Origin of the sequence: Agathobaculum sp. (assembly GCF_022775115.1) — a bacterium.
In the GTDB taxonomy this organism is placed as follows: domain Bacteria; phylum Bacillota; class Clostridia; order Oscillospirales; family Butyricicoccaceae; genus Agathobaculum.
This window is the reverse complement of the sequence record NZ_JALFLA010000052.1, coordinates 12,114-32,986: the sequence shown is the minus strand read 5'-3', so window position 1 is coordinate 32,986 and position 20,873 is coordinate 12,114. Positions and strand designations below refer to the sequence as shown.

Sequence of the window (20,873 nt, the reverse complement as noted above, 5' to 3'; positions counted from 1 at the left end):
ACACAACCCGGTGCGGTCGGGCAAGCGGGATTTGCCGCGCCGCGTCTATTTTGGAGAAGGAAACGAAAGAACTATATGAAATTCAACGAACTGAACATTGATAAAAAAATACTGCGCGCATTGCGGGAGGCCGGCTATGAACAGCCGACCCCCATCCAGCAGCAGGCCATCCCGCCGCTGTTAGAGGGGCGGGACGTGCTCGGCTGCGCGCAGACCGGCACGGGCAAGACCTGCGCATTCTCCGTGCCGATCATCCAGCGCTTGTGCGCGGAGGGACGCGCGGGCGAGGCTGTGCGCGCGCTGATCCTGACGCCGACGCGCGAGTTGGCACTTCAGATTTATGAGAACGTATGCCAATATGCGCGCTACACCGGTTGCACGAGCGCAGTCATCTTCGGCGGCGTGTCGCAGGTGCCGCAGGTGGAGGCCATCCGCCGCGGCGCGGAGATCCTGATCGCCACGCCCGGGCGGCTGTGGGATTTGATGGGGCAGGGCATCGTCAAGCTGGGTCGGGTCGAGTGCTTTGTGCTCGACGAGGCCGACCGGATGCTGGACATGGGCTTTTTCCCCGATGTCAAGCGCATCATCAAGTACTTGCCGCACGCGCGGCAGACCCTGCTGTTTTCCGCCACCATCCCGGACGAGATCGCAGAGCTGGCCGACAGCCTGCTCAAAAAGCCGGTTCGTATTTCGATCACACCCTCGGCCAAGCCGGCGGATAAAATAGAGCAAAAAGTGTTTTTTGTTGAAAAGGCTGCGAAGCGGGAACTGCTGGCCGATGTCATCCGTCAAAGCAATGTGCATCAGACGCTGGTGTTCACCCGCACCAAGCACGGCGCAGACCGCGTCGCGCGCGACCTAAACCGCGCGGGGCTCAAGGCCAAGGCCATCCACGGCGATAAATCGCAGAACCAGCGCCAAAGCGCGCTGGCCGACTTTAAGGCGTGCAGGATCGCCGTGCTCGTGGCGACCGATATTGCCGCGCGCGGCATCGACATCAGCGAGCTGCCGCTGGTCATCAACTTTGACCTACCCAATATCCCCGAGACCTATGTTCACCGCATCGGCCGCACCGGCCGCGCGGGGCAGCAGGGTGTTGCCGTTTCGTTTTGCGACAGGAGCGAGCGGCCGTATCTGGCCGATATCGAAAAGCTGATCGGCAAGCGTATCCCGGTCGCGGGCGAGATCGGGCAGGACGAAAGCGCGGCTGAGCCTGTCCGCGAAAGCGGCCAGCGCAAGACAAGCAATACACGCACCCGCCGTAAGCAGGCGTCGCCGTATTCGGAAAAGGCCACGGCTGAGCAGGTCGCGGCCGATGCCGCGCGGGAAAAGACAGCGGCGCAGAAAAAACGTAAGGCAGCCGCACAAAAGCCGCAGGCCGCACCGCAGGGACGCAAGGCCGCTCCTGCCCCGCGCATGGGACGGCGCGGCAGCGCGGATAAGCACGAGCCGCGTGTGGACGCACACACCCCCTCGCGGGCGTATGCGCTCAGCGCGGAGGCCGCCGCACGTATCCGGCAGAAAATAGAGACCGCACTGGCCGCGCGCAGCGCGGGCGCAGCGACGCCGACAGATAGACAGAAGGATAAGCAGAGCGCACCTGCGCGCCGGGGGGCCGGCCGTCGGCGCGGACGCAGATAAACAACCGCTGAAACAGGAGGGGCTGGACGATGAACGGCGCAAGACACCGCGTAGCTTTGGGGATGACCTGTTTTTTTCTGCTTTGCCTGACCGTGGTCTACCCCTTTCTGCTGTATACGCCCAATGCCTTTGTCACCCGCTGGCGGGAGTGGTATATCGAAACCGCGATGGGCACCATGACCCACCAGTGGCTGGCGACATGGTTCATTCCGGAGGAGATCATCAACAACGTGATGCTCAAGCGCTATCTAATGAACCAGAAGCAGCAGGATGCGGTCAGCGTGTGGGAGGATACCCGGCAGGACGAGGCTGAGGTATCCACCCCGCGGGAGGAATTTTATCGCACCTTTTCCGAGTTGGACCGGGACTCCTTCGAGCAGTTTTTGAAGGAGAACCCGGAATACATAAAAAACGGCTACGACGCGATCGACATTGATCTGATCGGCGCGGCGGACAAGCGGGATTATACCACGGGCATCAAGACCACGCAGGGCGACACGGTGCTGGCCGTCAACGCGGAATACGGCATCCTGATCGCCGAGCTGCGCGGCGAGGATTCGCTTGGCATGGAGTACGCCGGCAAGCTTGCGCTGTGCAAAAAGCCGGAGCGCGTCATCGTCGGCACCTGCGCGGGACTGTTCAGCTATGGCTCATATGTTTCCGATATGGTGCGCAGGTATGACGCGATACTGGGCATCAACGCCTCAGGCTTTGCCGATTATAATGGAAACGGCACGGGCGGCCTGCCGTACGGCTTTGTTAAAAGCCAGGGCGAGCGCTTGCAGGGTGCGGTCGGCAACGGCTGGAAGATCATCGGCTTTGATGAGAATGATCATTTGCAGGTCGGCTCGTTCAGCGACACCTCGCACATCCGCGACGGTGTGGAGTTCCATCCCGCGCTCATCATCAACGGAGAAAACATGGTGGCCGGCTCGGGGCTGAGCGATCAGCAGCCGCGCACCGCAATCGGCCAAGCCAAGGACAAAACGGTCATCATGCTGGTCGTTGACGGGCGGCAGTTCCACTCGTTCGGTATTTCGATCGAGCGCTGCGGCGAGATCATGGAGCGCTACGGCGCGTATCAGGCCTCGATGCTCGACGGCGGCTCGTCCTCGGTCATGGTCTACAATGGCCGGGAGATCACCAAGCCGACCACACTGTCCAAAAACCCGGAGGGGCGTACGCTGCCGGATGCCTTTCTGGTCAAGTAAAAACCGAATTTGCCCGTCTGGCCGCACATTTGTGCCGCTGGGTGGGCATTTCTTCTGCCGTGCCTATTGTGTGGTAGGGTAACTGTTTGTTTATCGGCAGGAAAGGCCATAGCACGGTTGCGCCTGCGCCCGCCCGCGCATAGTATGGCATGGGGGCAGCGTCCCCCGCAATACAACACATAATGGGGGAGCGAGCTATGGGATTTCCTGAGATGAACTGCTGCCCGCCGTGTGGGTGCGACCATCCGCAGCGGCATGTGCATGAGTTGATTGGCAGCGTGCGGATCGCCGAGGAGGAGTGCGATCCGCACAATCACCGTTTTGCCACTGTCAGCGGCGAAGCGATACCGTGCGGCTGCGACCATGTACACGAAGTGTGCTTCCACACGGATTTTTACGAGGATCACTACCACGAGTTCAAGGGCCGCACCGGCGGCGCGATCGACGTGGGCTGCGGCAAGCACGTCCACTTTGTCGAGGCTATGACCGAGTGCGAGGACGGCCATCGTCATCGCTTCAAGGTCGCTTCGCTGATTGAAGATCCGATCGGCGAGTAAACGCCGTAACACAAGACCGCCTGCGCAAAGCGCGGGCGGTCTTTGCCTGTTTGGGACAGAGCGCGCGCGAAAACCCCGGCCACTGGCCGGGGTTTGGCAAGGGCGGCACGGTCTCAGCCATCGCCCGGCGCGAGCAGCAGCGGCTGAAGCTGACGGCCGGCCAGTGCAGCCTCGATGGCATCCGGCAGCAGCTCCATCTCGGCCACGAGCGAGCGGGGCTTGGCGCGTGGCGCGTCCTGCCGCAGCGGCACGAAGTAGCAATGCTTTCTGACCAGCAGCGTGCCTAGATTGGCCGCGCTGCCCGACAGGCCATCGTTGGTGGAAACGGCAAGCACGACCGGCCGCTCGCCGCGCAGGTGGCTCTTGACCGCCATGGTCACCGGCGTGTCCGTTATGCCGTGGGCGAGCTTGGCAAGCGTGTTGCCCGTGCAGGGCGCGACCGCCAGCACGTCAAACAGTGCCTTGGGACCGATCGGCTCGGCAGCCACGATGCTGTCGATAGGGGGGCGGCCGGTCAGGCGGTGGAGCTTGTCGCGCCACTCCTGCGCGGCGCCGAAACGGGTGTCGAGCGCGCCCGCGTGGAAGGACAGGATGGGTGTCACGCTGTGCCCCTGCTGCACAAGCGTGTCGATCACGCGCAGCACGCGCGCAAACGTGCAGAACGAGCCGGTGAGCGCAAAGCCGATGCGGAGCGAAGTCATAGCACACCCTCCTCGTGCAGAATGTTGCACACGGTTTCGTACACGGCCTGCGCGGCCGAGCGCGGCGCGACTCGCCCGGGCAGCGAAAGTGCGTGCAGCAGCTTGCAGCCGGTGGGCAGCGGCGTGTCCGGTGCGATGCCGCCGGGCAGCGACGCCAGATCAATGATGAGACAGGACGGCCCCAGCGCGGCCAGCTCGGCCGCGCCAAGCACGGGCGCGGGTACGGTGTTGAAGATCAGCTCAAAGCCGGATAGCTTGCCCGCCAGTCGGCGGGTGTCGAGCGCGGTCATACCGGCAGCCTCGATGCGGGCGAAATCGCACGCTGCACGCGCGGAAACCTGCACCTCGGCGTCGAGCGCGCGCAGCTTGTGCGCCAGCAGCGCGCCGATGCGGCCGTAGCCGATCACCAGACAGCGCGCGCCTTGCAGCGTGCGGTCGGTCTGCTCCATGGCAAGCTGGATGGCACCCTCACAGGTAGGTAGCTCGTTGGCGTTCTGTCCCGCGCAGCCGCCGCATAGGATGCTTTGGGAGGTGAGCGGATGCAAAATCAACGGCTTGAAACGTGTGTGCGGCGTGGTCTGCTGCGCGCGCTGTATGCCGGTGGCAGGATAAGCGAGGCGGTGTACCGCGCGCTGTGCGAGGAGGGGCGCTGAGGTGGCGCGGCTGCGTGTGGCGGCATACTGCCGCGTGTCGACCGATCAGGACGACCAGTTGCACTCGCTGGCGGCGCAAAAGCAGTTCTTTCAGGCGTATATCGACGCGCATCCCACGTGGACGCTGGCCGGTATCTGGGCGGACGAGGGCGTGAGCGGCACCTCGACCAGAAAGCGGGTGCAGTTCCGCGCGCTGCTCGCGGCGGCCGAGCGGGGCGAGCTTGACCTTGTCCTGACCAAAGAGGTCTCGCGCTTTGCGCGCAACACGATGGATGCGTTGGGCTATACGCGGCAGCTGGCCGCGTGGGGCGTGGGCGTACTCTTTCTGAACGACAACATTGATACCCGTGCGGGCGAGGGGGAGTTCCGTCTGACCATCATGGCGAGCGTGGCGCAGGAGGAGAGCCGTAAGACCTCGGAGCGTGTCAAATGGGGGCAGCGGCGCTCGATGGAGCGCGGTGTGGTGTTCGGCGCGGATACGTTGTTCGGCTACCGCCTGCGGGGAGGGGTGCTGACTGTGCGCCCCGCGCAGGCTGCGGTCGTGCAGCGGGTATACCGGTTGTTTCTCGATGAGGGCAAAGGCACGCACGTCATCGCGCGCGAGCTGACCGAAAGCGGTGTGCCCACGCCGCGCGCGAAAAGTGGGATATGGTCGTCGACCATGGTGCTGCGTATGCTGCGCAATGAAAAATACTGCGGCGACCTGCTGCAAAAAAAGACCTGCACACCTGATTTTCTGACTCACCGCAGCGTACCCAACCGGGGGCAGGAGCCGGCCATCTATCTGCGCGGCCACCACGAGGCAATCGTCAGTCGTGCGCGGTTTGAGCAGGCACAGCGCGAGCTGGCGCGGCGTGGTGCGGGCAAAACGCGGCACTCCGCGCGCTACTGGTGCTCTGGGCGGATACGCTGCGGCGTGTGCGGGCGTGCGCTGCTGCCGCGGCGCGCGGTGCGCAAGGACGGCAGCACACGGCTGCGCTGGTCATGCCGCAATTGCGGGGGCGCGGCGGCGCAGGATGCATGGCTGCGTGCGTGCGTGCGGCGGACATTGGACGCGGCGCTGCCCGACCGGGGGCGTTTTGTCCGGGGGCTGTGCGCGGATTGGCGCGCAGCCGAGCGGCTGTGCGGTCAACCGCCCGCGGCGCGGGCGGATTGGATCGCGCGGCAGGACTGGCTGCTCGCGCAGCTGCTCGAAGCGGAGCAGGTGTACGCCGAAGCTGTCTCCGGGATCACGGTTACGGGGGCGTGTGTCGAGGTCGCATTGCGCGGCGGGGCGCGGATGACATTTTCGCCGCCTGAGTGAAATGTGGGTTTTTGTCGGTAAATGTCGATATTTCATCAAAAAAATCGAATGCTGTCACTTGCGCGGCCGGACAATATGTGTGAAAATAATACAAGGAAAGTACAATATGCCGAGCGAAAGCAAGGGGAGGGACGGGCAATCATAGAGCAGGAGCGTAAATTCCGCGTATTTATGGCTGTGGCGGATGCAAACACGCTGCGGCAGGTGTGCGAGCTGGCGGTGGCGGATGAGGAGCTTGCGTTGGTCGGCACGACGACTGACGGAGACCATGTGGCCGAGTGGGTGCGGGAATGCCGGCCGGCACTGATCGTGCTGGACACCGAGCTGCCGCATGTGGACGGCCTGACAGCCGCCGCGCGGGTGCGCGCCTTTGACCGGCGGGTGGGCATTTTGCTGCTCAGTGCGTTCATGGGTTCGCAGATCTGCGAGGAGTGCGAGCTGCTCGAGGTCGGGCATGTGATGCGCAAGCCGGTGCGCCCGCAGGCGCTGTATGAGCAGCTGCGGCTGTGGATGCAGACCAGCCGGGTGAGACAGGAGGAGGCCGCGCGCCTTGCGGCCAGACGGCGCGCCTCGGCGATCGTACAGGAGTTTGGCGTAAAGCTTGGCAAAAAGGGGCGGCTGTACATAATCGACGCCATCCTGCTCAGCAGCCAGATGCACAGCGGTGTGACCAAGGATATCTATCCGGCAATCGCCAAGACCTACCATACAACGCAGAAAAACGTCGAGCGGGTGGTGCGCTACGCGGTCAACACGATCTGGACGCGCAGCGACCCGGCCATTCTGGCCAAGTACTTCGGCCAGAATTACGCAAATGAGCACAGCAGCATCGGCAGCAGCACGTTTTGCAGTATTCTGTCCGAATTTGTGCACACCGGGCACGCGGAGTGACCGCCGCCTGCCGACCGCGCCGCGAGCAGCAAACAGAAAGCACGCCCCCGGACGACAGCGCCGGGGGCGTTTTGCTGCGCGCGGGCCTGTCCGGCGGGGCGTTTCGCCAACAAAGCAGGTACCGCGTTGCGTATCGCAAGCTCGTCGCGGGATAAGTAGTCGATCAGGTGCAGCTCGTTCTGCACGGCGCGCGCGTGCAGCCAGAACGGTACCGCGCCGGCCAGCGTCAGCGTGCCGGCCGGGATGGCGTCCAGCACATCGGAAAGCGGATGCGGCGCGTTGGACAGCGGCGCGTTGAGCTGGCCGTCGCCGTGCTGCACGGGCAGGGGCAGTATGACGGCCTGCACGCCTGCGAAGCCGCTGCGCGCGTCGCCAATCGGGTCGCAGCCCGCGACCGGGTGGCGCTCGAGTGCAAAGGTGCGCACCTCGTGTCCCCCGGCGTGCAGCAGCGCGGCCAGATGCGCCTGCCGCACATCGCCGCCGACGACCGCGAGAGTCGCCGATTTGTTCATAACAAAACCTCCTTTGCGCCAGTCTATGCGCCGCCGCGCGCCGCGGTGAAAGACCGCGCGGCAGGAAAAAGCCTCCCGCCGAAAAGCGGGAGGCCAAAAGCTTGGGCTTATTCGGGCTTGCGCGCGCCGCCAAAGAAGGACACGATCAGCACGCCCGGCCCGGTATGCGAGCCGATGACCGTGCCGACATAGCGGATATCCGACTTGACGCCATTGCGCAGGAGCAGGTCGGAGAGTGCCTGTGCATCCTCGGGGCAGTCGCCGTGGCCGATGCGGACGACCTGATTTTTATCGGTCATCTCGCGCAGGGTGCGCTCGGCCAGATAGCTGATCGCCTTTTGCCGCCCGCGCACCTTGCCGCCCACGCCGAGCTTGCCCTCGTTATCGACCCAGATGATAGGCTTGATACCGAGCAGGCTGCCTACCACCGCCGAGGTCTTGCTCAGGCGGCCGCCGCGGTGCAGATGGTTCAGATCGTCCACCGTGACCAGATGGATGACGTGCAGGCGCATCTGCTCGATGGCGGCGGCGGTCACCTCGATGGTGCAGCCGTTGTCGCGCATCTGGCGCGCTTTGTCCAGCAGCAGGTATTCACCGCCGGTGGCCGAGAGCGAGTCGACACAGACGATCTTGCGGTCGGGGAACTGGGGCGCAAGCTCATCGCGCGCCATGCAGCCCGCGTCAAACGTGCCGGACAGGCCGGAGGAAAAACCGACGTACAGCACGTCCTTGCCCTCCTCCAGTGCTTGGCGGAACAGGCGCAGAAAGGTCTCGAGCTTGGCCTGCGAGGTGGTGGATGTTTTGCCCTGCCGCAGCAGGTCGTAGAACTGGTGGAAAGACACGGTCTGCCCGCAGTCCTCCTCAATGGTGCGCTCGTCAATGGTGAAGGCCAGCGGCGCGCAGCCGATGTCGTGCTGCTTGAAGTAGGCGGCGGTCTCGTCGATGGTGGAGTCGGTCACAAGGGCAAAATGATGCATGGTTTTTCTCTCCTTACTTTTTTACGGCGTTCTTCAGCCGCAAATTTCAAACGCGGTGCTGCACGCGCCGCTCAGCGAGCGCGCCGGGCCATCCGCGACGATCTCATAGGTGTTTTCGCTGCCGATCAGGCCGATGCCCGCAAACGCGATCTTGGGCTCTACCGCAAGGGTCATGCCGGCCTGCAGCGGCGCGTCAAAGCCCTTAGCGAGCACAGGCGTCTCGTCCATCGTCAGACCGATCGAGTGGCCGAGGAACTTGCAGGCGTTCATAAAGCCTGCACGGAAGGCGGGGTCGACAAGCGCGCATATTTTCTCATACACCTCAGACGGAACGGCGCCGGGCACCAGCAGCGCGGCGGCCTGCTGCTCGAGAAAAACGCACTGCTCATGCGCGGCACGCAGGCGCGCGCTGTCTGCGGCGGCGGATAACGGGTCAAAATAGAAGCAGATGCTCTTGTCCGTGTGGTAGCCTCGAAAGCCGCTGGGGATATCGAGCAGCACAATATCGCCGCGCCGCAGCAGGCGCTGGGACGAGCCGACCGACTTCATGGCCACACAGGTGCCGACCGTGCCCGAGGGGCTGTCGAGCGCGGCGGCGCGCAGGCTGTTCTCACCAAAGCTGGCCAAGCCGAGCACATCTTCGGCCGCGGGCTGGTTATAGCGCGAAATGCCCATCGCGCCGTTTGTGAGCAGCCATGTGCAGACTGAGGCGCACAGCCATGCCTCGCTGATACCGGGGCGCAGCAGCGAGGGCGCGATCTCCTCCAGCGCGGTGCGGTGCAGGCGGCCGGCGTGGCGCATACAATCCAGCTCATAGGTGCTCTTGACCGCGCGCAGGCCGGCGAGCACATCGTCCACCGGCTGCATCCGGGTAAAGGGCAGGTACTTTTGCAGCAGCGCCTGCTTTTGCAGCGTCATGGTCTTGGCCGCGGTGTGGACGGTATCCGGCACGTTTGGGAAGGCCTCCGCGATCGCGCGGAAGCTGCTCATCGGGCGGATATCGGCAAACTGTGACTCCTGTTCGGCGCAGGCAAGCGAACGGCGCACGAACAGCACGGCTTGGTCGGGCGTGAGGATGAGCGCGCCCTGCTGCATCGTGCCGGTGAAGTAATAGAGGTCGATCTTGTTGTCAAGGATGAGCATGGACCAGTCCGGGTGGCGCTGCGCCATCGCGCAGCGAAGGCGGGTCAGGCGTTCGGCAAGCTCGGACGCCGGAACAGGGGTGTGCGGCATAAATGTTCACTCTCCGGTTCTTTCATTAAGATGTGATGGTGATATAGTTGTGAAACAATTGGTATAATAGCTGCTTTGCAGCTATTATACCACAGCGGCGAGCAGTTTGGTCAGCCAAAGCATCTGCCTATGCGCCGCTGATGGTATAATTGTAAAATAATTGGTATAATAGCTGCTTTGCAGCTATTATACCACAGATCACGCGGCGCGGCAATGCGTGCGTTGACTTTTGGCGAACGGTGCGATATGATGTTAAAAAAGAAACAATGTGGAAAATGGAGGCGTGGTATGCGCAGAACATGGGGACGTATCATCAGTGACCGGCGGGTGGTCGGCGGCTTTCTGCTGATTTTGCAGCTGGTGATCGTGATGTATGGTGTGGGTTGGATGAGCGGACGCTGGTATTGGGGACCGCGTCTGCTCACTGTGCTGAGCTTGGTCATCGTGATCTGGCTGGTGCGCAAATATGATAATCCAACGTATAAGATCACATGGATCATCATCATACTGCTGCTGCCGCTGTTCGGCGGTCTGTTCTACCTGTTTTGGGGCAATACACCGTTCAATCGCGCCCGCACCCGGCATAAATATGAGCCGGGCGCGCCGGATTTCACCATCTACCGGCGCACACCCGCCACCGAGCGGCTCGCCCGCGCGTATCCGCGCCACGCGCCACGCGCACACTACATCGAAGCGCTGGTCGGTATGCCCGCGTGGGACAACACCGAGGCGCGCTACTTCCGCGTCGGTGAGGAGATGTTTGCCTCGATGTGCGAGGAGCTGTGGCTGGCCAAGCGCTTTATTTTCCTCGAATATTTCATCATCGAGGAGGGCGTGATGTGGGATACGATTTTGGATATCCTGCAAGTCAAGGTGCGCGAGGGGGTCGACGTGCGCGTGATCTATGACGACGTCGGCTCGATCGCCACGCTGCCCAAGCACTATGACCGGTATCTGGCCACACTCGGCATTCGCGCGGTGCGCTTTAACCGCTTTGTGCCGACGCTCAACACCTATCTCAACTACCGCAACCACCGCAAGATGATGATTATTGATGGCAACGTCAGCTATATGGGCGGCATCAATCTGGCCGATGAGTATATTAACCAGAAGGTGCGCTTTGGACACTGGAAGGACACGGGCATCATGCTGCGCGGCGAGGGCACGGCCAATATGACCGCACTGTTCCTGCAAATGTGGCAATATGTGACGGGCGAGCCGGTGCCGCCGCTCAATGCCTATCTGCCGTCGGTCAAGCTGCCGGCGGAGGGCTATGTGCAGCCCTTTGCCGATTCGCCGCTCGACGATTTGAACGTTGGCGAGTCAAGCTATTTGCAGATCATCAGCACCGCGCGGGAGTATGTGTATATCACCACGCCCTACCTTGTGCTGGACAATGAGATGATCACTGCGCTGACCATCGCGGCGCAGTCGGGCATCGACGTGCGCATTCTGACGCCCGGTATCCCGGATAAAAAGCTGGTGTACCTGATCACCCGCTCATACTACCAGCAGTTGCACCGCGCGGGCGTGAAGATCTACGAATACCGCCCAGGCTTTCTGCACGCCAAGAGCATCGTCTCGGATGACGACGCGGCGATTGTCGGCACGATCAATATGGATTTCCGCTCGTTTTTCCTGCATTTTGAGTGCGCGACCTGCTTTTACAACAGCCCGGTCGTCGGCGCGGTCAAGAAGGATATTCTGGATATGATAAGTGTCAGCCGCCAGATCGATGATGCATGGCTGCATAAGGTACCGTGGCTGCGGTCGATCGCGGCCAGCGTGCTGCGGCTGTTTGCGCCGCTGCTGTAAGCGCGGCAATGGAGGTGCGGATGGAACAAGAGGAACAGATATTGTGCGCGATTCTGGACGCGGGTGAAACACTGCTCGTTTCGGGCGCGGAGGTGGCGCGGGTGGAGGACACCATTCGCCGCATGGCGCTGGCCTACGGCTTTGTGCGCACTGACGTGCTGAGCATTACGGCAAGCATGATCGTGACCGCGTGGACCGCGCGCGGCGCAACGCTGACGCAGACGCGCCGCATCGTCGCGCGAAGCACCGACCTGCGCCGGATCGAGGCGGTAAACGCGCTCTCTCGCGCGGTGTGCGCCGCGCCGCCGCCGCTTGCCGTGCTGCGGGAGCGGATCGACAGCATCCGCCATATGCCGGAGGAGGGGCGCTGGCAGCTACCGCTGGCCTATCTGCTGGTGTCCGGCTCGTTTGCGGTGTTCTTCGGCGGCACGGCGCGGGACGGCTTGGCCGCCATGCTGTGCAGTATGCTGCTGTACGCGATCGGCCGCGCCGGTGCGCGCATCCGCCTGCAGCCGCTCGTGCTGACCGTGGTGGGCGCAGCGGCGATGTGCTTTGCTGCGGTCATTACGGTTTGGCTCGGCATCGGGCAAGCGCTTGATAAAATTGTGATCGGCAACATCATGCTGCTCATCCCGGGTATCGCGCTGCTCACCTCGCTGCGGGATATGATCGTGGGCGATACGATCAGCGGCCTGTTGGGCGCGTTTGAGGCGCTGCTGCGCGCACTGGCCATCGCGGCGGGCTGCGCGCTGGTGCTGCTGCAGATGGGAGGCGCGGCATGACCGAACAGATGCTGGTGCAGATCGCTATGGCGGCGGTCGGTTCGCTGGGGTTTGGCCTGCTGTTTCATGTGAGCGGCAGGCGGCTGGTCACGCTGGCGTTTGGGGGCGCGGCGAGCTGGGGGGTTTACCTGCTGGCGCTGCAAGGCTACGGCGCGCGTGTGCCGGCCTGCTTTGCGGCCTCGCTGGCTACTGCTGCGCTGGCCGAGGTGCTGGCACGGCTGCTCAAAACACCCGTGTTGACGCTGCTCGTGCCTATGCTGGTGCCGCTCGCGCCGGGGGGCGATCTGTATTATACGACGCTGGCGCTGGTGCGGGGCGATATGCCGGACTTTGCCCGCTATGGCGAGCTGGTGCTCAAGGAGGCAGGTGCGATCTCGTTCGGCGTGATCGTGGTAGCCTGCGTAATGCAGACGGCGAACAAGGTCTGGGCGCTTGCGCGTGAGCGAAAAGAATAAGGCAGCACCGCAATCATGTAGTGCTGCCATAAAAAGCGTCCCGCACCGGACTTCTTCGGCGGCGGGACGCTTTCTCAGAACGCGGATAAAAAATACAGCAGCAGATACAGCGCGCACCACGCGATACTCGTCCACAGCAGGCAGGTGGCCAGCACACAGCCCAGCCGCCGGAGCGGATGCTGCGCCCGGCGCAGGTCGTGGCCGATTTCGTCTGCATCGCCCAGCTGCAAAATGGCCTGCGCGACCGCCTCCTCGGCGGAAAAGCCGCGCTCGCGCTGTAGGTAGGCTGCGCGGGTCAGGATGTGGTCGGTCAGCTCGCGCCGCACGCGCGCGCGGTACGGCGGCCAGACAAGGTGTACGCACACGCGGTCAAGAAACCGGGCGATGCGTTCATCCGAGCACACATGCTTCACCTCCGACCACATTGCCGAAGTGCTTGCAGAATTTCGCCCACTCCTGCCGGCAGCGGGCGAGCGTTTTGACGCCCTGACGGGTCAGCTTGTAGTACCGCCGCCGCCGTCCGGCTTCGGAGGCGCGCTCGTAGGAGCGCACCTCGCCGCGCTCCTCCAGACCGTGCAGGATGGGATAGAGCGTGCCTTCCTTCATGGAGAAGGTCTTGTCCGAGCGGCACTCCAGCTCGCGGATGATCTGGTAGCCGTATTTGTCCTCATCCTCCAGCAGCGCCAGCACGAGCAGGGTGTTGCTGGCGGGGAAGATGGCGTCGTCCTTTTTACGCGGCATGAAAACCCCTCCCTATACCTCGTTTATCTAAGTATATATGATAATACCTCGAAGTATAAGGTATGTCAACCATAAAATTTGCCGCAGGCCTTGCGTTTTGTTAAAAATTAGGGTATCATAAACAATAGCTTGCAGGCGTGGGAGGAAAATGATGTTTGCCGGTTTGTTTGATTGGCTGCTCGGCGCGGGGCGCGAGATAGCGGTCGTAATAATTTCCATGGTGCCGCTGGTCGAGCTGCGCGGCGCGGTGCCGCTGGGGGTGGCCGCGGGGATGCCGGTGTCATCGCTGATCCCGCTGGCGATACTGGGCAATATGCTGCCCATCCCATTCCTGCTCGTATTCGGGGAAAAGCTGCTGGATTGGCTGTGTACGCTGCGGCCGCTGACCAAATTGGCCACGGCGTATAAAAACAAGCTGCTTGCCAAGCGGGACAAGGTGACCCGCTACGCGCGCATCGGCCTGTTTCTGTTTGTGGCGATCCCGCTGCCGGGCACGGGCGCGTGGTCAGGCGCAATGATCGCAACGCTGCTGAAGATGCCCAAGGTCAAGGCGCTGCTGTCCATCCTGTGCGGCGTGATAACGGCGGGCATCATCATGCTGATCGCCTCGCACAGCGTGCTTGGCGTGGCTAAGCTGTTCTAAAAAACGGTATAAAAACGGCGCTCCCTTATCCGGTTGACGGAGGGGAGCGCTTTTTTGTTCAATCCCGGCGCGCACGGAAATACCGCGCGTTGAGCACGGCGGCAGCCAGTAGCGGCACAGCCGCCGCCAGCAGTACTGACATGCCAAGGCGCATATCGTCTGCTGCCCCGGCGAGCGCGCCGACCGCGGTCGGCGCAAAGGTCGCGCCGAGGGCGATCAGGGTGACGAACAGCCCCATGCAGACCGGATAGCGGGAAAAGGTGTCGCCCGCGTTGGCCACTGAGGTGCCGTACATGCCGGACATGCAAAGCCCAAGGCCGATGGTCGAAAGCAGCAGCGTGGGCAGCGTGTGGCTGCGCAGCAGCGCGCAAAGGCACACCAGTATGCCCACGCACATCGCAAGGATCATCTGAAACGGCGGAAACCGCCGTGCGGCCAGCGCGCAGGCGAAGCGCCCGCACAGCAGCGAGACCCAGAGCACCGCGGTGACCAGCTGCGCCGCGCCTTCGCTCATCACGCCGAGCGAAAGGAAATAGCTGGTCAGCCAGCCGACGAACGAGGCCTCGATCGCCTGATAAAAGAAGCCGATCGCGGTCGTCTGCCAGAACAGCCGCTCGCGCAGAAAGCCGAAGGACGAGCGAGCGGCATCCGCGCTGCGGGGCTGCACAGGGTCAAGGCGCATAAAGGCGCCGAGTGCAAGCACGGACAGATGCAGCGCAATGGAAAGAAGCAGCGCCAGCCGCCAGCCGTCCGCGCCGGCGGCCTGCTTGCAGGCCAGCACTACGATGGGCGCAAGACACGCGCCGACCGCAAAGCAGGCGTGCAGCAGATTGAGCGGCTGCGCGCTGCCGTGCGCATAGTCGCTGATGATGCGGTTGTGGTAGTCGGTCACCGCGCCCTTGGTCAGGCCAATGAAGAACATGGCGGCCAGCAGCCAGCGCGGCGCGCCGCTGGTCAGCAGCATACACAGGCCGATCGTGCCAAACGAAAACAGCAGCAGATACGCCCGCTTCAGTCCGAGCTTGACCGCGAGCACACCGGTCAGCAGGCCGATGAGCAGAAACCCAACCGACTGCACAGAAAGCAGCAGGCCGCTGCGCTGATAATCCAGCCGGTATGCCGCGCGCAGGTCGGGCAGGAGTGCGCCGAGCATGATGAGCGCCAGCCCGTTGACAAAATAGGCCCAGAACAGCACGCCAGCCGCGTAGGCACGGCGGCTGCCGAGCGATGTGAAAAACGCTTTCATGGTTCAAGCCTCCCCTTTATTCGCTCTCTATCATACGGAGCAAGAGGGGCAGTGTCAATCTGATTTTTTTGCGGCTATACGCCCAAAACGCACAAAAGCACGGCAAGCCCTGCGGCCTGTCGTGCTTGTCTGTTCAAAACGCGGGCTATATGCGGCAGGCCGCCAGCAGGTCATGCTTGCAGTCCCACAGCTTTTTGGACAGGTCGACAAAATATGTCTGCGGATTTTCAAACCGTTTGACCTGCTCCCACAGCGTGTCCATCTCGGCGGCGCAATAGCTGCGGATTTGGTCGATAGCCGGGCTTTGGTAAACGCACCGGCCGTTCTTGAAAAGCGGCACGCGCAGCGGACGCACGGTGTAGTCGGTCACGACGCGCTGCTTCCATGTGTGGATGGGGTCGAACAGCGTGTAGGGCTGGGCGGGGTCGATCGTCTCGTCGTGCACGGTGATGACATCGCCCAGCGCTTTGCCGGTGCGGTTGTCAAACAGGCGGTAGACCTGCTTGAAGTGTGGGGTGGTGATCTTCTCCACGTTCTCGGACACCTTGATTTTGGGGATGATGCGGCCCGTGCTGTCCTCCACCGCGGCCAGCTTGTATACGCCGCCAAAGACCGGCTCGGATTTGGAGGTGATCATGCGCTCGCCGATGCCGAAGGAATCGACCTTTGCGCCCTGCATCAGCAGATCACGTACGATATATTCATCCAGCGAGTTGGAGGCCATGATAGTCATATCCGAGAAACCGGCTTGGTCGAGCATTTTGCGCGCCTCGATCGACAGGTAGGCGATATCGCCCGAATCGAGCCGGATACCGCGTGGGCGGATGCCCTTTTCGGCCGCCATCTCCTTGGCGACGCGGATGGCGTTGGGCACGCCGGACTTGAGTACGTTGAAGGTATCGACCAGAAAGACGCAGTTATCCGGATAAATATCGGCGTAGGCCTTGAAGGCCTCGTATTCGCTGTCAAACATCTGCACCCAGCTGTGTGCCATCGTGCCGCCGGCGGGCACGCCGTAGTCCCGGTCGGCCAGTACGCAGGCCGTGCCATGGCAGCCGCCGATATACGAGGCGCGCGCGCCGTATACCGCGCCGTCATAGCCCTGCGCGCGGCGCGAGCCGAACTCAAGCACGGTGCGCCCCTGTGCGGCGCGGGTGATGCGGTTGGCCTTGGTGGCGATCAGCGTCTGGTGGTTGATAGTCAGCAGCACCATCGTCTCGACAAATTGCGCCTGTATCATCGGCCCTGCCACGGTCAGCAGCGGCTCGCCCGGAAAAACGGGCGTGCCCTCGGGCACAGCCCAAACATCGCACGCGAAGGTAAACTCCCGCAGGTATTGCAGAAAGTCCTCGGAAAAGCAGCCGCACCGCCGCAGATAGGCGATATCCTCGTCGGTAAAATGCAGGTTACGCAAATAGTCGATCAGCTGCTCGACCCCGGCCATGATGGCGTAGCCGCCGCCATCCGGCACGCGGCGGAAGAACATATCGAAATACGCGCGGCGCTGGCTAAGGTTTTTTTCAAAGTAGCCGTGCGCCATGGTAAATTCGTAAAAATCGGTCAGCATGGTCAGATTTCGTTTTATCATTGCGGTAAACGCCCCTTTGCGCACAGATGGTCATGCGCCTTTATTCGCCCGGTGCAGCTGCTTCGACACAGTGCGCGGACACAGCTATCATAGTCTTTTTTTTGCAAAAGCGCAAGCCCTTATTCATGGATACTGATGCACCGTATGCATAATTATGCAATATAGAAAATAATTATAAATTATCCTTGCCAAATAAGCGCAGCAGTAGTATAATAAAACAGTCAAAAAAACGGTTATCACGGAGGAATCAGCGGATGGAAAAGAAGTATAACAAGGTCGTGCTGGCCTACTCGGGTGGTTTGGATACCTCGGTGCTCATCCCGTGGCTCAAGGAGCACTACGGCTGCGAGGTCATCGCGGTGTCGGGCAATGTCGGTCAGGGCGCGGAGCTGGACGGACTGGAGGAAAAGGCGCTCAAGACCGGCGCGTCCAAGCTGCACATAGAGGATCTGACACGGGAGTTTGTCGACGACTATATCATTCCGACCATGAAGGCGGGCGCGACCTACGAGCAGTACCTGCTCGGCACCTCGTTTGCGCGGCCGATCATCGCCAAGCGCATCGTGGAGATCGCGCTTAAAGAGGGCGCGGACGCGATCTGCCACGGCTGCACCGGCAAGGGCAACGATCAGGTGCGGTTTGAGCTGGCCATCAAGGCTTTTGCACCGCAGATGGACATCATCGCGCCGTGGCGCTTCTGGGAGCTGAACAGCCGCGAAAAGGAGATCGCTTACGCCGAGGCGCATAATATCCCGCTCAAGATCAGCAAGGAGACCAACTACTCCAAGGATAAGAACCTGTGGCACCTGAGCCACGAGGGGCTTGATTTGGAATTGCCCTCCAACGAAGCGCCGCTCAACAAGCCGGGCTTTCTTGAGATGGGCGTCTCGCCCGAGCAGGCGCCCGACGAGCCGACCTATGTCACCATCCGCTTTGAAAAGGGCCTGCCGACTGCGGTCGACGGCGTCGAACTGGACTCGGTCGCGCTGATCGAAAAGCTCAACGAGCTGGGCGGCAAAAATGGCTGCGGCATTCTGGATATCGTCGAAAACCGTCTGGTCGGCATGAAGAGCCGCGGCGTATATGAGACGCCGGGCGGCGCGGTGCTGTACGCGGCGCACCAGAAGCTCGAGGAGATCACGCTGGACAAGGAGACCGCGCACTACAAGGCGCAGGTCGCCATGAAGTTCGGCGAGCTGGTGTACAACGGCCAGTGGTACACGCCGCTGCGCAAGGCGCTGTCCGCCTTTGTCGATTCGACGCAGGAGACCGTCACGGGTGAGGTAAAGCTCAAGCTGTACAAGGGCAATATCATGCCCGCGTCTGTCACCTCGCCGTTCAGCCTGTATTCTGAGGATATGGCCACCTTCAACGAGGACGACTGCTACGATCAGGCCGACTCCGCCGGCTTTATCAACCTGTTCGGTCTGCCGCTCAAGGTGCGCGCGCTGAACGATCAGCTCTTGGCCGCCAAGACCGGCGAGCATTTCCCGTCTGTAGAAAAGTAAAGCACCCTGTCGTGGGGCGCGGTGTGCCGAGGCCGCCGCGCCCTACGGGTGATTTTGAGAGGTAATGAATTATGGCTAAATTATGGGCAGGCCGTTTCCAGAAGGAGACCGATCTGGCGGTAAACGATTTCAATTCGTCGATTCTGTTTGACTGCCGTCTGTATAAGGAAGATATCACCGGCTCGATCGCGCACGCGACCATGCTGGGCAAGCAGGGCATCATTGAAGCGCAGGAGGCCGAAAAGATCGTCCAAGGTCTCCGGCAGATCCTTGCGGATATCGAGGAGGGAAAGGTGGAGTTCTCGCTTGACTATGAGGACATCCACATGAACATCGAGCAGCTGCTGACCGAGCGTATCGGCGACACGGGCAAGCGCCTGCACACCGGCCGCAGCCGCAACGATCAGGTCGCGCTGGATATGCGCCTGTATGTTCGCAGCGAGATACGCGAGATCATCGCGCTCATCCTCGGGTTTATGAAGGCGCTGTGCGATAAGTCCAAGGAAAATCTGGACGCTGTGATGCCGGGCTACACCCACCTGCAGCGCGCGCAGCCGACCACCTTCGCGCATTACATGATGGCCTACGCCAATATGCTGCGGCGCGACGTGCTGCGCCTGACCGACTGCCTTGAGCGGATGGACGAGATGCCGCTCGGCTCGGGCGCGCTCGCCTCGACGACCTATCCGATCGACCGCGATTTTGTGCGCGAGCAGCTCGGCTTTGCCCGGCTGACCGACAATTCGCTCGACGGCGTTTCCGACCGCGACTACTGCGCCGAGCTGCTCAGCGACCTGTCCATTCTGATGATGCACCTGTCGCGGCTGAGCGAGGAGATCATCTCGTGGTGCTCGTGGGAGTTTAAGTTCGTCGAGCTGGACGATGCCTACTCGACCGGCTCGTCCATCATGCCACAGAAGAAAAACCCCGATGTATGCGAGCTGATCCGCGGCAAGACCGGGCGCGTGTACGGCGCGCTGACTACCATGCTGACCATGCTCAAGGGTCTGCCGCTGGCGTATAACAAGGATATGCAGGAGGATAAGGAGGCCGTGTTCGGCGCGATCGACACGGTCAAGCAATGCCTTGAGGTGTTCACCCCGATGTTCTCCACCATGAGCCTGCGGCGGGACAATATGCGCAAGGCGGCCTCACGTGGCTTTATCAACGCGACCGACTGCGCCGACTACCTGACCAAGAAGGGTATGCCCTTCCGTGATGCGTACAAAACAGTCGGGCGGCTGGTCAACCAGTGCATCAAGGCTGACGAGACGCTCGAGACCATGACCATGCGCGACTTTGCCGCGATTTCGGACAAATTCGGGGACGATGTGTACGAGGCGCTTGACCTGCGCACCTGCGTGGGCGAGCGCAAGGTCATCGGCGGCCCCGCGCCGCAGGAGGTATCCCGCCAGATCGCCAAGATCGAAAGCTTCATCGCGGAGGTGGAGAGCGGTGAAGCCTAAGGTATTTATCGACGGCAAGGAGGGCACGACCGGCCTGCGTATCTACGAGCGCCTTGGCGCGCGGGACGATATCGAGCTGCTGCTGATCGACGAGGACAAACGCAAGGACACGGCGGAACGCAGCAAGCTGCTGAACGCGGCCGATATCGTCTTTCTCTGCCTGCCGGATGCGGCGGCAAAGGAGGCCGTTTCGCTGATCGAAAACGATACGACCCGCGTCATCGACGCCTCGACCGCCCACCGCACGGCCGAGGGCTGGGACTACGGCTTTGCCGAGCTGTCGCCTGCGCACCGCGCGGCCATCGCGGCGTCGCGGCGGGTGGCCAATCCGGGCTGCCACGCGAGCGGGTTTATCGCTGCGGTCTATCCATTGATCGCGCACGATGTTGTACCGGCGGACGGCGCGCTGACCTGCACCTCGCTCACCGGCTATTCGGGCGGCGGCAAAAAGCTGATTGCTGAATACGAGGACGAAAACCGCGACCCGCGCCACAAAAGCCACCGCATCTACGGCCTTGACCTGCACCACAAGCACCTGCCGGAGATGGAATATGTCTGCGGCCTGCTGGAAACGCCCGTCTTCGTGCCCATTTTGGGGGATTTTTATCAGGGCATGGCGACTACCGTCATGCTGCCCGGGGTGGACGCGCAGGTGGTGCACGATTGTCTTGCCGCGCACTACGCGGGGCAAGCGCTGGTGACGGTCGCGCCGCTCGGCGGGGATGAGCCGGTCATCTACGCCGACACCCTCGCCGGACGGGACAGCCTGCGGCTGCTTGTCTGCGGCCACGAAGGGCAGACCATTGTCACCGCGCTGTTTGACAATCTCGGTAAGGGCGCGTCGGGCGCGGCGGTGCAGAATATGAACATCATGCTCGGGCTGGACGAGACAGCCGGCCTGACCATCTGACGGCGGCGCAGCCCGCCATCACACGCTTCCACAGGGGAGG

Annotated in this window: 21 protein-coding genes; 12 read left to right on the top strand and 9 right to left on the bottom strand. The window is 62.2% G+C overall.

The features are described 5' to 3' along the window. Positions 1-75 precede the first annotated feature (75 nt). The 3 genes from MR935_RS06415 to MR935_RS06405 all read left to right on the top strand — a co-directional run bounded on the left by MR935_RS06415 (position 76) and on the right by MR935_RS06405 (position 3,409). On the top strand, positions 76-1,641 hold the full coding sequence (locus MR935_RS06415; RefSeq protein WP_290572067.1) for a DEAD/DEAH box helicase: 1,566 nt from the start codon (positions 76-78) through the stop codon (positions 1,639-1,641). A gap of 29 nt (positions 1,642-1,670) precedes the next feature. Next, the gene (locus MR935_RS06410; protein WP_290572065.1) at positions 1,671-2,852 is read left to right on the top strand and encodes a phosphodiester glycosidase family protein; all 1,182 of its coding nucleotides are present in this window, start codon (positions 1,671-1,673) and stop codon (positions 2,850-2,852) included. Between the two features lie 197 nt (positions 2,853-3,049). Continuing rightward, positions 3,050-3,409: a YmaF family protein gene (locus tag MR935_RS06405; protein ID WP_290572063.1), complete on the top strand. Its 360-nt coding sequence runs from the start codon at positions 3,050-3,052 to the stop codon at positions 3,407-3,409. Between the two features lie 113 nt (positions 3,410-3,522). Here MR935_RS06405 and MR935_RS06400 read toward each other — a convergent pair whose 3' ends face one another. Beyond that, positions 3,523-4,110 carry a dipicolinate synthase subunit B gene (locus tag MR935_RS06400; RefSeq protein ID WP_290572061.1) on the bottom strand — a complete coding sequence of 196 codons (588 nt, stop codon included), beginning with the start codon at positions 4,108-4,110 and terminating at the stop codon, positions 3,523-3,525. Further along, positions 4,107-4,655 (bottom strand): NAD(P)-dependent oxidoreductase, encoded by a 549-nt coding sequence (locus MR935_RS06395; protein ID WP_290572059.1) that lies wholly within the window; start codon positions 4,653-4,655, stop codon positions 4,107-4,109. Before MR935_RS06395 ends, MR935_RS06400 begins: the two co-directional genes overlap by 4 nt. A 109-nt stretch (positions 4,656-4,764) precedes the next feature. Between MR935_RS06395 and MR935_RS06390 the strand changes: the two genes are divergently transcribed. After that, complete coding sequence (locus MR935_RS06390; protein ID WP_290572057.1) at positions 4,765-6,066, top strand: recombinase family protein; 1,302 nt, start codon at positions 4,765-4,767, stop codon at positions 6,064-6,066. Between the two features lie 75 nt (positions 6,067-6,141). Continuing rightward, positions 6,142-6,957 (top strand): sporulation initiation factor Spo0A C-terminal domain-containing protein, encoded by an 816-nt coding sequence (locus MR935_RS06385; protein WP_290572055.1) that lies wholly within the window; start codon positions 6,142-6,144, stop codon positions 6,955-6,957. Here the strand turns inward: MR935_RS06385 and MR935_RS06380 are convergent. The 3 genes from MR935_RS06380 to MR935_RS06370 form a co-directional block, all read right to left on the bottom strand. Next, complete coding sequence (locus tag MR935_RS06380; protein WP_290572053.1) at positions 6,873-7,469, bottom strand: dipicolinate synthase subunit A N-terminal domain-containing protein; 597 nt, start codon at positions 7,467-7,469, stop codon at positions 6,873-6,875. The genes MR935_RS06385 and MR935_RS06380 overlap by 85 nt on opposite strands. A gap of 107 nt (positions 7,470-7,576) precedes the next feature. Continuing rightward, positions 7,577-8,446: a DegV family protein gene (locus tag MR935_RS06375; RefSeq protein WP_290572051.1), complete on the bottom strand. Its 870-nt coding sequence runs from the start codon at positions 8,444-8,446 to the stop codon at positions 7,577-7,579. A 33-nt stretch (positions 8,447-8,479) separates the two neighbouring features. Next, positions 8,480-9,679: a M24 family metallopeptidase gene (locus MR935_RS06370; protein ID WP_290572049.1), complete on the bottom strand. Its 1,200-nt coding sequence runs from the start codon at positions 9,677-9,679 to the stop codon at positions 8,480-8,482. A gap of 288 nt (positions 9,680-9,967) precedes the next feature. On the opposite strand from MR935_RS06370, the gene cls reads away from it, so the two are divergent. Genes cls through MR935_RS06355 form a run of 3 tightly spaced genes read left to right on the top strand, consistent with a single transcriptional unit; the run spans position 9,968 to position 12,731 of the window. Next, positions 9,968-11,494: a cardiolipin synthase gene (gene cls / locus MR935_RS06365; protein WP_290572047.1), complete on the top strand. Its 1,527-nt coding sequence runs from the start codon at positions 9,968-9,970 to the stop codon at positions 11,492-11,494. 20 nt (positions 11,495-11,514) lie between these two features. Beyond that, complete coding sequence (locus tag MR935_RS06360) at positions 11,515-12,276, top strand: threonine/serine exporter family protein (protein ID WP_290572045.1); 762 nt, start codon at positions 11,515-11,517, stop codon at positions 12,274-12,276. Then, positions 12,273-12,731, top strand: a complete 459-nt coding sequence (locus tag MR935_RS06355; protein WP_290572043.1) for a threonine/serine exporter family protein — start codon at positions 12,273-12,275, stop codon at positions 12,729-12,731. Before MR935_RS06360 ends, MR935_RS06355 begins: the two co-directional genes overlap by 4 nt. A gap of 74 nt (positions 12,732-12,805) precedes the next feature. On the opposite strand, the gene MR935_RS06350 is transcribed toward MR935_RS06355, so the two are convergent. Together MR935_RS06350 and MR935_RS06345 are read right to left on the bottom strand one after the other, a co-directional pair. Beyond that, positions 12,806-13,135 carry a permease prefix domain 1-containing protein gene (locus MR935_RS06350; protein ID WP_290572042.1) on the bottom strand — a complete coding sequence of 110 codons (330 nt, stop codon included), beginning with the start codon at positions 13,133-13,135 and terminating at the stop codon, positions 12,806-12,808. Then, a complete protein-coding gene (locus tag MR935_RS06345) occupies positions 13,122-13,472 on the bottom strand; it encodes a PadR family transcriptional regulator (protein ID WP_290572040.1) in 351 nt (116 codons plus the stop codon). The genes MR935_RS06350 and MR935_RS06345 overlap by 14 nt, the downstream gene beginning before the upstream one ends. A 151-nt stretch (positions 13,473-13,623) precedes the next feature. On the opposite strand from MR935_RS06345, the gene MR935_RS06340 reads away from it, so the two are divergent. Then, positions 13,624-14,115, top strand: coding sequence for a COG2426 family protein (locus MR935_RS06340; RefSeq protein WP_290572038.1), 492 nt, complete (start codon positions 13,624-13,626; stop codon positions 14,113-14,115). A gap of 58 nt (positions 14,116-14,173) precedes the next feature. Here MR935_RS06340 and MR935_RS06335 read toward each other — a convergent pair whose 3' ends face one another. Both MR935_RS06335 and MR935_RS06330 read right to left on the bottom strand, forming a co-directional pair. Continuing rightward, entirely contained in the window at positions 14,174-15,361 is a 1,188-nt protein-coding gene (locus MR935_RS06335) for an MFS transporter (RefSeq protein WP_290572036.1), read from the bottom strand. Positions 15,362-15,506: 145 nt separating this feature from the next. Then, positions 15,507-16,949, bottom strand: a complete 1,443-nt coding sequence (locus MR935_RS06330) for a nicotinate phosphoribosyltransferase (protein ID WP_290572034.1) — start codon at positions 16,947-16,949, stop codon at positions 15,507-15,509. Positions 16,950-17,203: 254 nt separating this feature from the next. On the opposite strand from MR935_RS06330, the gene MR935_RS06325 reads away from it, so the two are divergent. From MR935_RS06325 to argC, 3 genes are all read left to right on the top strand, one after another. Further along, positions 17,204-18,457 (top strand): argininosuccinate synthase, encoded by a 1,254-nt coding sequence (locus MR935_RS06325; RefSeq protein ID WP_290572033.1) that lies wholly within the window; start codon positions 17,204-17,206, stop codon positions 18,455-18,457. Positions 18,458-18,528: 71 nt separating this feature from the next. After that, a complete protein-coding gene (argH, locus tag MR935_RS06320) occupies positions 18,529-19,923 on the top strand; it encodes an argininosuccinate lyase (protein WP_290572031.1) in 1,395 nt (464 codons plus the stop codon). Next, on the top strand, positions 19,913-20,833 hold the full coding sequence (gene argC / locus MR935_RS06315; protein ID WP_290572029.1) for an N-acetyl-gamma-glutamyl-phosphate reductase: 921 nt from the start codon (positions 19,913-19,915) through the stop codon (positions 20,831-20,833). Before argH ends, argC begins: the two co-directional genes overlap by 11 nt. Positions 20,834-20,873 lie beyond the last annotated feature (40 nt).